Below are 11,981 nucleotides of genomic sequence, written 5' to 3' on the forward strand. Positions count from 1 at the left end.
GTTCCTTAAAACTTCAGGCCGGCTTCGCGCGCGGCATCGGCCAGCGCCTTGACGCGGCCATGATAGAGGTAGGCGCCGCGGTCGAAGACCACGTCGGTCACGCCGGCCTTGGTCGACCGCTCGGCGATGAGCTTGCCGATGCGGCTCGCGGCGGCCATGTCGCCGCCCTTTTGGCTCTTGTCTTCGAGCGTCGACGCCGACGCGACGGTCACGCCGCGTGCATCGTCGATGACCTGGACGGAGATGTTCTTGTCCGACCGGTGAACCGAGAGACGCGGACGGCCCTGGCTGTGTTTCTTGAGGCGGCGGCGCACGCGTTGCGCGCGGCGCTTCATGGATTTGTGAGCGGAGGAAGCCATTATTTCTTCTTCCCTTCTTTCTGGCGCACATATTCGCCGACATAGCGCACGCCCTTGCCCTTGTAGGGCTCGGGCTTGCGGAAGGCGCGGATTTCCGCGGCGACCTGGCCGACTTTCTGCTTGTCGATACCCGACACGACGATCGAGGTCGGCTTGGGCGCCTCGATCTTGATGCCTTCGGGCGGCGTGTAGTTGACGTCGTGGGAATAGCCCAGCTGCATGGTGATGCCGGTGCCCTTGGCCTGGGCCCGGTAGCCCACGCCGCGCAGTTCCAGCGCCTTGGTGTAGCCGTTCGTGACGCCTTCGATCATGTTGGCGACCATGGTGCGGGCCATGCCCCACATGGCGCTGCCATTCTTGGCGCCGTCGGCGACATCGAGACTCAGCTCATTGTCGGCGAACGAGCCTTTGACGACGTCCGGAAGCGTGAAGGACAGCTCGCCCTTCGGACCTTTGACGGACACGGTCTGGCCGGTTTGCGTCAGCGTGACGCCGCTTGGCACCGTGACGGGCTTTTTGCCGATACGTGACATGGTTCGCCCTTTCCTTAAGAGACCTGGCAGAGGACTTCGCCGCCGACATTGTTTTCGCGGGCAGCGGTGTCGCTCATGACGCCCTTGGGCGTGGACAGGATGGAGATGCCGAGACCGTTGCGCACTTGCGGCAGGGTCTTGACGGATGAATAGACGCGGCGGCCCGGCTTGGAGATGCGCTTGATCTCGCGGATGACCGCTTCGCCTTCGAAATATTTCAGCTCGACCTCGAAGACGCGGAAACCCTTGTCGTTCTTGGCTTCGGAATAGCCGCGAATGAAACCTTCGTCGGCCAGCACGTCGAGGACGCGGCCGCGCAGGTTCGACGCCGGCGTCGTGACGGACGAGCGGCCGCGCATGATGGCATTGCGGATGCGGGTGAGCATATCGCCGAGGGGATCGGAAAAAGACATGTCCTGTCCTCCTACCAGCTGGACTTGGTGAGACCGGGGATCAGACCCTGGCTGCCGAGTTCGCGCAGGGCGATCCGGCTCATTTTCATCTTGCGATAGTAACCGCGCGGACGGCCCGTGACCTGGCACCGGTTGCGCACGCGCGACGGGGCGGAATTGCGCGGCAGCGAAGCGAGCTTCAACTGCGCGGCGAACCGCTCTTCGACCGGAAGATCCTTGTTGCGCGCAATATCCTTGAGCAGCGCGCGCTTGGCGGCATATTGGGCCACCATGCGCTGGCGCTTCATGTTGCGCTCGACTGAACTGACTTTAGCCATTCAAATTTTCTCCTGTTGCGGCGCCATCAAAGGCCCGCTTCGCTCGCTGCGTTCGCTCTACTTCCAACCCGAAATCCCTCGGGGCCCATCATTTGGGGAAAGGGAAGTTGAGCGCGGCCAGCAATGCCTTTGCTTCTTCGTCCGTCCGGGCGCTTGTCTGCACCACGATATCCATCCCGCGGGTGGCATCGGACTTGTCGTAATTGATTTCCGGGAAGACCAGCAGGTCGTTCAGACCCATGGCGAAGTTCCCGTTGCCGTCGAACGACTTGGCGTTCAGTCCGCGAAAGTCGCGCACGCGCGGCAGGGCGATGTTGGTCAGACGGTCGATGAATTCCCACATCCGGTCGCGCCGCAGCGTGACCTTGGCGCCGATGACCATGCCGTCGCGCAGCTTGAAACCGGCGATGGATTTCTTCGACGTCGTCGGCAGAGGCTTCTGGCCGGCGATGAGCGACAGCTCCTCGATGGCGGCTTCGACCTTCTTCTTGTCGGCGACGCCTTCGCCCAGACCCATGTTCAGGACGACTTTCTCGACCTTGGGAATCTGCAGCTCGTTCGTGTAGCCGAACTGTTCCTTGAGCGCAGGACGGATCTCGTCGCGATAGACGGCCGCGAGGCGGGGTTCGTAAGGCTTAGACATCGATGACCTCCCCGGATTTGCGGGCGACGCGCACTTTCTGGCCGTCCTTGAGCGTCTTGAAACCGACGCGGGTCGGCACATCGTCCTTCGGATCGATGTGGGCGACGTTGGAAATGTGGATCGGCGCCTCGAAGGTGCGGATGCCGCCTTCGGGATCGACCTGGCTGGGGCGGACGTGGCGTTTGACGACGCGCACCCCTTCGACGACGACGCGATGTTCCTTCGGGATCACGCGAAGGACGTTGCCCTTCTTGCCCTTGTCGGCACCCGCGATCACGACGACATAGTCGCCCTTCTTGATCTTCGCAGCCATGACTACAGCACCTCCGGTGCCAGCGACACGATCTTCATGTGGTTCTTGGCGCGCAGTTCGCGGGGAACCGGGCCGAAGATCCGCGTGCCGATCGGCTCGCCATTATTGTTGATGATGACGGCCGCATTGCCGTCGAAACGGATCACGGAGCCGTCGCGGCGCTGGATGTCCTTGCGGACACGAACGACGACGGCCTTGCGCACGTCGCCCTTCTTGACCTTGCCGCGCGGAATCGCTTCCTTGACGGACACGACGATGGTGTCGCCGACATGGGCGTAGCGGCGCTTGGAGCCGCCCAGCACCTTGATGCACTGGACACGGCGGGCGCCGCTATTGTCCGCGACATCCAGATTGGATTGCATCTGAATCATGGGTTTCTTCCTTAAGCTTGGGAGTATCGTCGTGACAGGAGGCGCGAGCCTTATGCCGTGACGACTTCCCAGGTCTTGGTCTTGCTCTTGGGCGGACATTCGATGATGCGCACCTTGTCGCCGACCTTGTGGGCGTTGGCTTCGTCGTGGGCGTGGTAACGCTTGGACCGGCGAATGGTTTTCTTCAGCAGCGGATGCAGGAACTGACGCTCCACCTTGACCACGATGGTCTTCTCACCCTTGTCGGACACGACGGTCCCGGACAGAATACGTTTGGGCATGCGCTTACGCCTCCGTTTTCTTGGCGTCAGCTTTACGCTGGTTCTGCAGTGTCTTGACGCGCGCGACGGCCCGACGGACTTCGCGGACGCGCGCCGTGCTTTGCAGCTGGCCGGTCGCGTCCTGGAAGCGCAGGTTGAACTGCTCCTTCTTCAGGGTCAGCAACGTGTCGGACAGCTGGTCGTCGGAGAGCTGGCGCAGCTCGTCCACTTTGAGATTCTTGTCGGCCATGGCTAGTTCGCTCCCTCACCCGGACGCGTGACAATCTTCGTCTTGATCGGCAGCTTGGCGGCGCCCAGGCGCAACGCTTCGCGCGCGACGTCATCGGAGACGCCGTCGATTTCGAACATGATCCGGCCCGGCTTGACCTTGCAGGCCCAGAACTCGACCGAACCCTTACCTTTACCCATGCGGACTTCGGTGGGCTTCTTGGTCACGGGCACATCCGGGAAGATCCGGATCCAAACGCGGCCGGCGCGTTTCATGTGACGCGTGATCGCACGGCGGGTCGCCTCGATCTGACGCGCGGTCACCCGCTCGGGCTCCAGAGCCTTCAGACCGTAGGAGCCGAAGGTCAGCGCGGTGCCGCCCTTGGCCGTTCCCTTGATCCGGCCCTTAAAAGCCTTGCGGAACTTGGTTCTTTTTGGCTGACGCATAGCGGAAGCCTCCTAGTTCGCGCGAGCGGGACGGCGGTCGCGTCCACCCCGGTCACCACCGCGATTGCGATCGTTTCCGCGGGAGCGTGTGTCGCCCTGCTCGGTCATGCGGCGCTCATGGGCATAGGGGTCATGCTCCATGATCTCGCCTTTGTTGATCCACACCTTGATGCCGATGATGCCCATCGTCGTCATGGCTCGGGCCGTTCCGTAGTCGATGTCGGCGCGCAGCGTGTGCAGCGGCACGGCCCCTTCCTGATACTGTTCGACGCGCGCGATTTCCGCGCCGCCCAGACGTCCGCCGAGACGGATCTTGCAGCCCTTGGCACCCATGCGCATCGCGCTTTGCAGCGAACGCTTCATAGCGCGGCGGAAGGAGACGCGGCGTTCCAGCTGCTGGGCGATGCCCTCGGCCACCAGATTGGCGTCGACTTCCGGCTTGCGGACTTCGACCAGATTGATGAACACTTCGCCGTCCACCATGGAGGCGACGCGCTGGCGCAGCGCTTCGATGTCGGCGCCCTTCTTGCCGATCACCACACCCGGACGCGCCGTGTAGATAGTGATGCGGCAGGTCTTGTGCGGACGCTCAATGACGATGCGGGACACGGAGGCGTTCTTCAGCTCGTTGAGCAGGAAGGACCGGATCGCCAGATCCTGGTGCAACAGGTCGCCGAACTCGTTCGTGTTGGCGTACCAGCGCGACTGCCAGGTGCGGTTGATGCCGAGGCGAAGGCCGATCGGATTGATCTTCTGACCCATTATGCGGCCTCCTCTTCGACTTCTTTCACGACGATGGTGAGCTCCGAGAACGGCTTGAGGATCCGCGCGCCGCGACCCCGGGCCCGGGCCCGGAAGCGCTTCATCACGAAGTTCTTGCCGACATAGGCTTCGGAAACGATCAGATTGTCGATGTCCAGATTGTGATTGTTCTCGGCGTTCGCAATGGCGGACTCCAACACCTTCTTCACTTCACCGGAAATCCGCTTGTGCGAGAATTCCAGATCGGCGAGCGCCGCGTCCACTTTCTTGCCGCGGATGAGCTGAGCCACGAGGTTCAGCTTCTGCGGCGAGATGCGGATCATGCGCAGCTTTGCGCGAGCCTCGTTGTCGGCGAGCCGACGAGCTTGTTTCTGTTTGGCCATCGGGTCTATCTCCGCTTGGCTTTTTTATCGGCCGTGTGGCCGTAATAGGTGCGCGTCGGCGCGAATTCGCCGAGCTTGTGACCGACCATGTCTTCGTCCACCAGAACGGGCACGAACTTGCGGCCATTGTGGACCTGAAAGGTCAGCCCGACGAAATTCGGCATGATGGTGGAGCGGCGCGACCAGGTCTTGATCGGCTTGCGGCGACCTTCGGCGTGGGACGCCTCGGCCTTCTTGAGCAGATACCCGTCGACAAACGGGCCTTTCCATACGGAGCGTGGCATAGTCCGGGCCCTTCCTAGCGTTTCTTCTTCGCGTGACGCGAACGGATGATGAATTTGTCGGTCGACTTGTTGGACCGCGTGCGCGCGCCCTTGGTCGGCTTACCCCAGGGCGTCACCGGGTGACGACCACCGGAGGTCCGGCCTTCGCCGCCACCATGCGGGTGATCGACCGGGTTCATGGCCACGCCGCGAACGGATGGGCGAACCCCCAACCAACGCTTGCGGCCGGCCTTGCCGAGATTGATGTTCATGTGGTCGGGGTTGGACACGGCACCGACCGTCGCCAGACAGGTCTGGTGGATCATGCGCATCTCGCCGGACTTCAGGCGGACCTGCGCGTAGCCTTCGGACCGGCCGACCAGCTGGGCGTAGGCACCGGCGGAGCGGGCGATCTGACCGCCCTTGCCAGGCTTCATCTCGATATTGTGGATGATCGTCCCGACCGGCATGGCGCGCAGCGGCATGGTGTTGCCGGGCTTCACATCGGCACGCTCGGCCGACAGGACGGTGTCGCCCTCGGCCAGGCGCTGCGGCGCGATGATGTAGGACTTCTCGCCGTCCTTGTACTGGATCAGGGCGATGAAGGCCGTGCGGTTCGGATCATACTCCAGCCGCAGCACGGTCGCTTCGCCACCCTTGGTCCGCTTGAAGTCGATCTTGCGGTAGAGGCGCTTGTGGCCCCCGCCCTGACGGCGCGACGTGATGCGGCCCGTATTGTTGCGGCCGCCGGTCTTGGTCAGACCTTCGGTGAGGCTCTTTTCGGGGCGGCCCTTGTGGAGCTCCTTGCGGTCGACCTGAACCAGGTGACGCCGGGACGGGCTCGTCGGATTGAATGTCTTCAAAGCCATGATCTAGAGTCCTGTCGCAATATCGATGGTGTCGCCGTCTTTCAGCGTCACGACGGCTTTCTTGACGTCGGACCGGCGACCCGGGCGACCGCGGAAGCGCTTCGTCTTGCCCTTGGTCAGGATCGTGTTCACGGCGGTCACGGACACGTTGAACAACTGCTCGACGGCGGCCTTGATCTCGGTCTTGTTGGACGAGATCGGCACCTCGAACACGATTTGGTTGTTCTCGGCGACGATGGTCGATTTCTCGGTGATGACCGGAGTCAGGACCGTATCGTAATGTTTCGGCGTCGCGCTCATTTCAGACGCTCCTGCAGGTCAGCGACGGCATCCTTGGACAGCACCAGCGTGTGGCGGCGCAGGATGTCGTAGACGTTGGCGCCCTGGCTGGGCAGCACGTCGATGTTCGGAATGTTGCGGGCGGCCCGGCCGAACGCATCGTCGATGGCGTTGCCGCCGACGATCAGCGCGTTGGTCACGCCGATCTTTTGAAGCTGTTTGGCCAGCGCGGAGGTTTTCGCATCCTTCAGCGCCAACTCATCGACGATGATCAGCTCGCCTGCGCCCTGCTTGGCCGACAGAGCATGGCGCAGCGCCATCTTGCGAACCTTCTTGGGCAGTTCGTGGCTGTGATCGCGCGACCGCGGACCGTGCGCCTTGGCACCGCCGCGGAACTGCGAGACCGAGCCGTTGCCGTGACGGGCCGTACCGCCGCCCTTCTGGCGACCGATCCGCTTCGTCGTCTTGGCAACGTCGCCGCGTTCCTGCACCTGGTGCGTGCCGGAGCGGCGCTTGGCCAGCTGGTAACGGACCATGCGGTGGAGAATGTCCTTGCGGGGCTCCTGGCCGAAGATGCTCTCGTCGAGATCGACAGAGCCGCCGGTCTTGCCATCGAGTTTCGTCACATCGATTTTCATTGTTCGTCACCACCCTTGTTTTCAGCGGCTTTGTCTTCGTCGCCGTCATCGGCGGTGGTTGCGGCCATGGCGGCGTCGCGTTCGGCCGCGATGCGCGCGGCTTCGGCCTCGGCTTCGGCGGCGGCGGCCGCTTCGGCATCCTCGGCGGCTTTCTGCGCGGCCTTGCGGTCGGCATTCGTCGCGGCCGGGAAAATCAGGTCTTCGGGCTGCGCCGCTTTCACCGCGTCGCGGATCTCGACCCATCCGCCCTTGGACCCGGGAACGGCACCCTTGATGAGGATCAGGCCTTCGTCGATCTCGACGCGGGCGACCTCGACATTCTGTTGCGTGCGGCGGACGGCGCCCATGTGGCCAGCCATCTTCTTGCCCTTGAAGACCTTGCCCGGATCCTGGCACTGGCCCGTCGAGCCGTGGGAGCGGTGCGAGATCGACACGCCGTGCGTCGCGCGCAGGCCGCCGAAATTGTGGCGCTTCATCGCCCCGGCAAAGCCCTTGCCGATGGAGGTTCCGGAGACATCGACCTTCTGGCCCGGAAGGAAGTGACCGGCGATGAGCTCCTCGCCCACCTCGACCAGATTCTCTTCCGCGACGCGGAATTCGACCAGTTTCTGTTTCGGGGTCACGCCCGCCTTGGCGAAGCGTTCGCGCTCGGCCTTGGACACGCGCTTGACCTTGGCCTCGCCCGCGCCGAGCTGCACGGCGGCGTAGCCGTCGCGCTCGGTCGTCTTCTGCGCCACGACGGCACAGCCTTCGAGCGACAGGACGGTGACGGGGACATGGTTGCCGGCGTCGTCATAGACCCGGGTCATCCCGAGTTTGCGCGCCAATAGACCTGAACGTTGCATCAGCAGGTTATCCTTCACGAAATTCGCCCGACCTCACCACGAGGCACGAGCGTCATATGCACAGCATTCGGGAGATGGGTCTGCGATCTAACAAAACCGGGCCAGCGCGCCGCGAAAGGCGCCTGGCCGGATAGTCGGTACAAGATCGTCAGCCGCGTCTGCCTAAGCACTGCCAGCTATGAACGAGGCGCCCTCTACGGAAGCGACTCGCAAAGGTCAACGGGCGAATGCAGGAAAGTGGGTTGCCGGACCTCATTCGAAAAATCATGCAAGGCTTTGCAAGACCATCGTCGAAAGCACATCGCGAACCGTGCGCCCATCCCGCAAGCACAGAGCCTGCAAACCGCATATTTTCAGGCATTGTCAATCCAACCCGTGACCGACCTGGCGACATCCGCTCCGACCGGACGCCGCGACGTGTCCATCGTCACGATCAACCGTCCGGACCGGCGCAAGGCCATGGACTGGACGACGGCATGGAAGGAGGCACTGGATTTCGGCAGCGTCAACCGCGCCGCACCCGAAGTCACCGCGCTGCTAACCGCCCGGAACCCTCCCCTGTCGGAACGTCGCCTTCCCTTCGACCCGTTCTGCGCAACGACCGCCATTCCCTGCCGGATCAGTGAGGGATCAGCAAAACGGAGACCCTGGCGTACGAAGCCCGGCTCGGTCTTGGAGACGATCGGCATGGGAGAAGCGGCCGCGGCGGCGATGTGGGTCAAGAGCGGCGACGGGCGGATCGGGCGTTTCGAGCAAATGAATAAGAGCGCTCCTAAGGACGCCGTCATGTTGTAACGGGAAAAGCGCTGCGCGCGTACAACTCAATGTTCACTTCAGCGCCGATGAGGTCTGAAGTTTGCATCGACAACTTGCCCCCCTCGAAAAATCGACCGGACCTGCCATGCCGAACGGACGCAAGAGTCACAGCATTTCGAAAGATGGGCCTGCGACCTGGCAAAACCGGGTCGGCACTGCGGAAGGCGCTAGGCCGACCCGGAGATGGTCTTACAGAACCTTCAAAGCGGCGCGGTGTGAAAGCCGCTGTATCATCGTCAGAATTGGTCCGACACCGTCAGAGTTATGAACTCTCCACGTCTTCGATCCAGAAATTCGGACCCGGTTAAGGCGCCGCTCCGGTCCGGGGAGAACAGGGTACGGTCGCGCGGCAGCCCAAGGCCTCCGATGTTGCGGACATTGATCCGCATCTTTACCCCGGCAAACCGTGTCGTCTCCACGAAGGCTGACCATTGGTTCCCAGTAACGTCCCGCAACACCTCGTTGGCGAAAAAGATGTCGGTCGTTACTTCCGACTCGTAGGTCACGCCCCATGAGATTTTCCGAGAAGGGATGTCCTGACGAAAGTCGATCTCGATATCGGGATTGGAAATCCGCGTGATTTTCCGGGTGCGACCCGTGATCGGATCAACGAAACTCGCGTCGAGGAACGACGCGGTCACTTCGAGCAGGCCGCCCGGAACGAGGCCCGAAAGCGGCAGCGCGCCGTTGGCGTCCAGTCCCCACACGCGTGCGTTCCCCGCATTGGCCAGGCCCGGAACGCCGTTCGGCAGAACCACTTGTTCCAGCACATCCTCGCGCCATTCGTGGAAAGGTTCGACATTTAGCGCAATCCCGCCCTCCGTCCGGAAGTCTGCCGATATGCTCGCGCGCCAGGTCTGGTCCGGGCCAAGGCCTGGGTTTCCGGCAAGCAGGCGATCATCCTCTGCGTTGGCAGACGCCGCAAAGTCGTTGAAGTCGAGCTGTCCGACGCTGCGCCTGAGCGCCGCGCGGAACTGCAACGATGCGGACGGCTGGTAGATGAGGGCAAGCGAAGGTTTGAGAAAGACGAAATCGTTGCTGTTTCCGGCATCTCCATCGACGGTGATTTGCGACAGTTCCACCGCCAAGCCACCTTCGGCAGTCCATTGAGGCGCAGCTTGCCAGACGATATTGGCAAAGGCTTCGCCGCGATACTCCCGGACCTGCACATCGGACGCGGGAAGATCAATGGCGCGGATACCGCCATCGGCATCTTCCACTTCCAGAGCGATACGAGAGTCGAGCTGGTTATAGGCGACTTCGACACCGAATTCCGGTCGGAACTCGCCATTGACCCGCCCGAAAGTGGCGCGCGACAGGATTTCCAAAGGCCGACGCCGGGTTTCGAACCGGCTGATAGATTCGGTCCGTCCAACAGGACGCTCGTTCAAAGTCACTGCGCTTTGTTCGGAGTCGCGGGCAGACCCCAAGGCCAGCAGTTTGAGAACGGAATTGCCGCCGACACTCCGCGTCCAGTCGGCACTAAGCTCGCCGTCCCAGAAGGCGCTGTCGAAGTCGATATCGGTCAAGCGATCCGGCCCGTTCTCGTCCGCCGTGCGGCCAGCGAACCCGGTCCGTTGCGTGTTCCTCCCGAATTCGCTGTAGCCGAACCGACTATTTAGGGTCAGAGTCCCCCCGCCAAACAGACGCTCGGCTTCGCTGGCGACAAATGCTTCGCCAAGACTGGACGGGGCAGATTCGACTTCGAACAGATCCAGCGCGCCCTCGGCGCCGAATGTCTGCCGCTCGAAGCGGGTAAAGGGGAACTTTTCCCAGAAGGCGTTGAGTTTCGTGGTGGTCCGCCAGCGGCCTAGCGGTGCAGTGATCGACAGCTCGCCGCGCGGATAGACAAGGCCGTCCGAATTACGTTCCAGTTCCGCCGACCAGGTTCCTGCGACGACATCCGACTTGCGAACGACATTCGCGACAAGCCCTTGGCCTGCTGTTTCCCCGGCCCGTTGCGCACCGCGCGAAATAACGATGCGCTCGACGGCGTTCGCGGGAATGCGGGAGAGGAAATCTTCGATTCCCCCCGCCTTGATGGTCGGACGCTCGCCGTCGATCAGCACGTTACCCGCCCCGCCAGCAAAGCCGCGCAGGCTTTCGCCGCCTTCAATGCTAAAGCCAGGTACGCGTTGAAGCAATTCGAGGGCTGTTTGCGGAAAGAACCTGTCGAAAAAAGCGCGTGGATATGAATCGGCATCTGATGTGGATGCGTCAACCGGTTGGCCGACAACCGAAGATTTGCGAGCGTCTAGTTCCCTTTGTGCGAAGGCTGTTGGGGCGTGGAACGCAATCGCGAAACAGAAGGCGAGCATGCTGCGGACGTGATGGGTCATCGGAGCGGCCTCGTGGCGACAGAATAGTGTAATATACTAACACTTTCCTAACACCAACGACTCGTCAAACCGATCTGTGACATTTTCTTTGGAGTATGCCGGACTGTCGGCTCCGTATGCGTTTCTGCTGATTGCTTCGAACCCAAAAAAAAGCGCCCCGAAGGACGCTTCTATCAACATGTCGCGTATGTAATCGCGCCTGCTATCTATCGGTTAGGACATTTCGTTTCGAAAAGTCTTCCAGAGTTTCGTCTATCCAGAAACTTTACGCGCCCAGCTTGATCTCGACATCGACACCGGCTGCCAGGTCGAGTTTCATCAGCGCATCGACCGTCTGGGGCGTCGGGTCGACGATGTCGAGCATGCGTTTGTGCGTGCGGATCTCGAACTGCTCGCGGCTCTTCTTGTTGACGTGGGGCGAGCGGTTGACGGTGAATTTCTCGATGCGGGTCGGCAGCGGGATGGGACCGCGGACGCTGGCCCCGGTACGCTTGGCGGTGGCGACGATTTCGCCAGTGCTTTTGTCGAGAATGCGGTGATCGAACGACTTGAGTCGGATGCGGATGTTCTGTGCGGCCATTGTTCTAGTCTCTTGCGGTCAAAAAAGGTCCAGGGTGGGAAGACGAACTCCCACCCCGGCGTTGTCGTTTGGAAGCGGGCTGACCCCTACTCCGTGATTTTGGACACCACGCCGGCGCCGACGGTGCGGCCGCCTTCGCGGATGGCGAAGCGCAGCTTCTCTTCCATGGCGATCGGCACGATCAGCTCCACGTCGATGTTCACATTGTCGCCCGGCATGACCATCTCGGTCCCGTCCTTGAGCGTGACCACGCCGGTCACGTCCGTCGTGCGGAAGTAGAACTGCGGGCGGTAGTTGTTGAAGAACGGCGTGTGGCGCCCGCC

Annotated in this window: 20 protein-coding genes and 1 pseudogene; 1 reads left to right on the forward strand and 20 read right to left on the reverse strand. The window is 62.2% G+C overall.

All coding sequences use genetic code 11. From position 1 onward, the window contains the following. Positions 1 to 5: 5 nt before the first annotated feature. The 17 genes from rplR to rplC form a co-directional block, all read right to left on the reverse strand. Positions 6 to 359: a 50S ribosomal protein L18 gene (rplR, locus tag Q0718_RS09955; protein ID WP_298917124.1), complete on the reverse strand. Its 354-nt coding sequence runs from the start codon at positions 357 to 359 to the stop codon at positions 6 to 8. Next, a complete protein-coding gene (gene rplF, locus Q0718_RS09960) occupies positions 359 to 892 on the reverse strand; it encodes a 50S ribosomal protein L6 (RefSeq protein ID WP_298917127.1) in 534 nt (177 codons plus the stop codon). Before rplF ends, rplR begins: the two co-directional genes overlap by 1 nt. Positions 893 to 906: 14 nt before the next feature. Beyond that, entirely contained in the window at positions 907 to 1,305 is a 399-nt protein-coding gene (gene rpsH, locus Q0718_RS09965) for a 30S ribosomal protein S8 (protein ID WP_298917130.1), read from the reverse strand. 11 nt (positions 1,306 to 1,316) lie between these two features. Next, entirely contained in the window at positions 1,317 to 1,622 is a 306-nt protein-coding gene (rpsN, locus tag Q0718_RS09970) for a 30S ribosomal protein S14 (RefSeq protein WP_298917131.1), read from the reverse strand. An 88-nt stretch (positions 1,623 to 1,710) separates the two neighbouring features. After that, positions 1,711 to 2,265, reverse strand: coding sequence for a 50S ribosomal protein L5 (rplE, locus tag Q0718_RS09975; RefSeq protein WP_298917134.1), 555 nt, complete (start codon positions 2,263 to 2,265; stop codon positions 1,711 to 1,713). Next, on the reverse strand, positions 2,258 to 2,578 hold the full coding sequence (gene rplX / locus Q0718_RS09980) for a 50S ribosomal protein L24 (RefSeq protein ID WP_298917136.1): 321 nt from the start codon (positions 2,576 to 2,578) through the stop codon (positions 2,258 to 2,260). The genes rplE and rplX overlap by 8 nt, the downstream gene beginning before the upstream one ends. A 2-nt stretch (positions 2,579 to 2,580) precedes the next feature. Continuing rightward, a complete protein-coding gene (gene rplN / locus Q0718_RS09985; RefSeq protein WP_298917139.1) occupies positions 2,581 to 2,949 on the reverse strand; it encodes a 50S ribosomal protein L14 in 369 nt (122 codons plus the stop codon). Between the two features lie 50 nt (positions 2,950 to 2,999). Then, complete coding sequence (gene rpsQ / locus Q0718_RS09990; protein ID WP_298917142.1) at positions 3,000 to 3,230, reverse strand: 30S ribosomal protein S17; 231 nt, start codon at positions 3,228 to 3,230, stop codon at positions 3,000 to 3,002. A 4-nt stretch (positions 3,231 to 3,234) separates the two neighbouring features. Continuing rightward, a complete protein-coding gene (gene rpmC, locus Q0718_RS09995; protein ID WP_298917145.1) occupies positions 3,235 to 3,459 on the reverse strand; it encodes a 50S ribosomal protein L29 in 225 nt (74 codons plus the stop codon). 2 nt (positions 3,460 to 3,461) lie between these two features. After that, positions 3,462 to 3,884, reverse strand: coding sequence for a 50S ribosomal protein L16 (gene rplP, locus Q0718_RS10000; RefSeq protein WP_298917148.1), 423 nt, complete (start codon positions 3,882 to 3,884; stop codon positions 3,462 to 3,464). Positions 3,885 to 3,896: 12 nt separating this feature from the next. Next, positions 3,897 to 4,646 (reverse strand): 30S ribosomal protein S3, encoded by a 750-nt coding sequence (gene rpsC / locus Q0718_RS10005; protein ID WP_298917151.1) that lies wholly within the window; start codon positions 4,644 to 4,646, stop codon positions 3,897 to 3,899. Next, positions 4,646 to 5,029: a 50S ribosomal protein L22 gene (rplV, locus tag Q0718_RS10010; protein WP_298917154.1), complete on the reverse strand. Its 384-nt coding sequence runs from the start codon at positions 5,027 to 5,029 to the stop codon at positions 4,646 to 4,648. Before rplV ends, rpsC begins: the two co-directional genes overlap by 1 nt. A 5-nt stretch (positions 5,030 to 5,034) precedes the next feature. Continuing rightward, the gene (rpsS, locus tag Q0718_RS10015) at positions 5,035 to 5,313 is read right to left on the reverse strand and encodes a 30S ribosomal protein S19 (RefSeq protein ID WP_298917157.1); all 279 of its coding nucleotides are present in this window, start codon (positions 5,311 to 5,313) and stop codon (positions 5,035 to 5,037) included. Positions 5,314 to 5,327: 14 nt separating this feature from the next. Next, a complete protein-coding gene (rplB, locus tag Q0718_RS10020; RefSeq protein WP_298917160.1) occupies positions 5,328 to 6,161 on the reverse strand; it encodes a 50S ribosomal protein L2 in 834 nt (277 codons plus the stop codon). A 3-nt stretch (positions 6,162 to 6,164) separates the two neighbouring features. Continuing rightward, a complete protein-coding gene (locus tag Q0718_RS10025; protein ID WP_298917162.1) occupies positions 6,165 to 6,461 on the reverse strand; it encodes a 50S ribosomal protein L23 in 297 nt (98 codons plus the stop codon). Next, positions 6,458 to 7,078 carry a 50S ribosomal protein L4 gene (gene rplD / locus Q0718_RS10030; protein ID WP_366523862.1) on the reverse strand — a complete coding sequence of 207 codons (621 nt, stop codon included), beginning with the start codon at positions 7,076 to 7,078 and terminating at the stop codon, positions 6,458 to 6,460. Before rplD ends, Q0718_RS10025 begins: the two co-directional genes overlap by 4 nt. Beyond that, positions 7,075 to 7,923 (reverse strand): 50S ribosomal protein L3, encoded by an 849-nt coding sequence (rplC, locus tag Q0718_RS10035; protein WP_366523863.1) that lies wholly within the window; start codon positions 7,921 to 7,923, stop codon positions 7,075 to 7,077. Before rplC ends, rplD begins: the two co-directional genes overlap by 4 nt. Positions 7,924 to 8,340: 417 nt before the next feature. On the opposite strand from rplC, the gene Q0718_RS10040 reads away from it, so the two are divergent. Continuing rightward, a complete protein-coding gene (locus Q0718_RS10040) occupies positions 8,341 to 8,718 on the forward strand; it encodes a hypothetical protein (RefSeq protein WP_298917168.1) in 378 nt (125 codons plus the stop codon). A gap of 257 nt (positions 8,719 to 8,975) precedes the next feature. Here Q0718_RS10040 and Q0718_RS10045 read toward each other — a convergent pair whose 3' ends face one another. The 3 genes and pseudogenes from Q0718_RS10045 to tuf all read right to left on the reverse strand — a co-directional run. Then, a complete protein-coding gene (locus Q0718_RS10045) occupies positions 8,976 to 11,078 on the reverse strand; it encodes a TonB-dependent receptor (RefSeq protein ID WP_298917170.1) in 2,103 nt (700 codons plus the stop codon). A 265-nt stretch (positions 11,079 to 11,343) separates the two neighbouring features. Beyond that, positions 11,344 to 11,658: a 30S ribosomal protein S10 gene (rpsJ, locus tag Q0718_RS10050; RefSeq protein ID WP_189497333.1), complete on the reverse strand. Its 315-nt coding sequence runs from the start codon at positions 11,656 to 11,658 to the stop codon at positions 11,344 to 11,346. Between the two features lie 86 nt (positions 11,659 to 11,744). Further along, positions 11,745 to 11,981, reverse strand: a pseudogene (tuf, locus tag Q0718_RS10055) (elongation factor Tu); the annotation flags it as partial.

This window comes from uncultured Algimonas sp. (genome assembly GCF_947498175.1).
In the GTDB taxonomy this organism is placed as follows: Bacteria; Pseudomonadota; Alphaproteobacteria; order Caulobacterales; family Maricaulaceae; genus Litorimonas.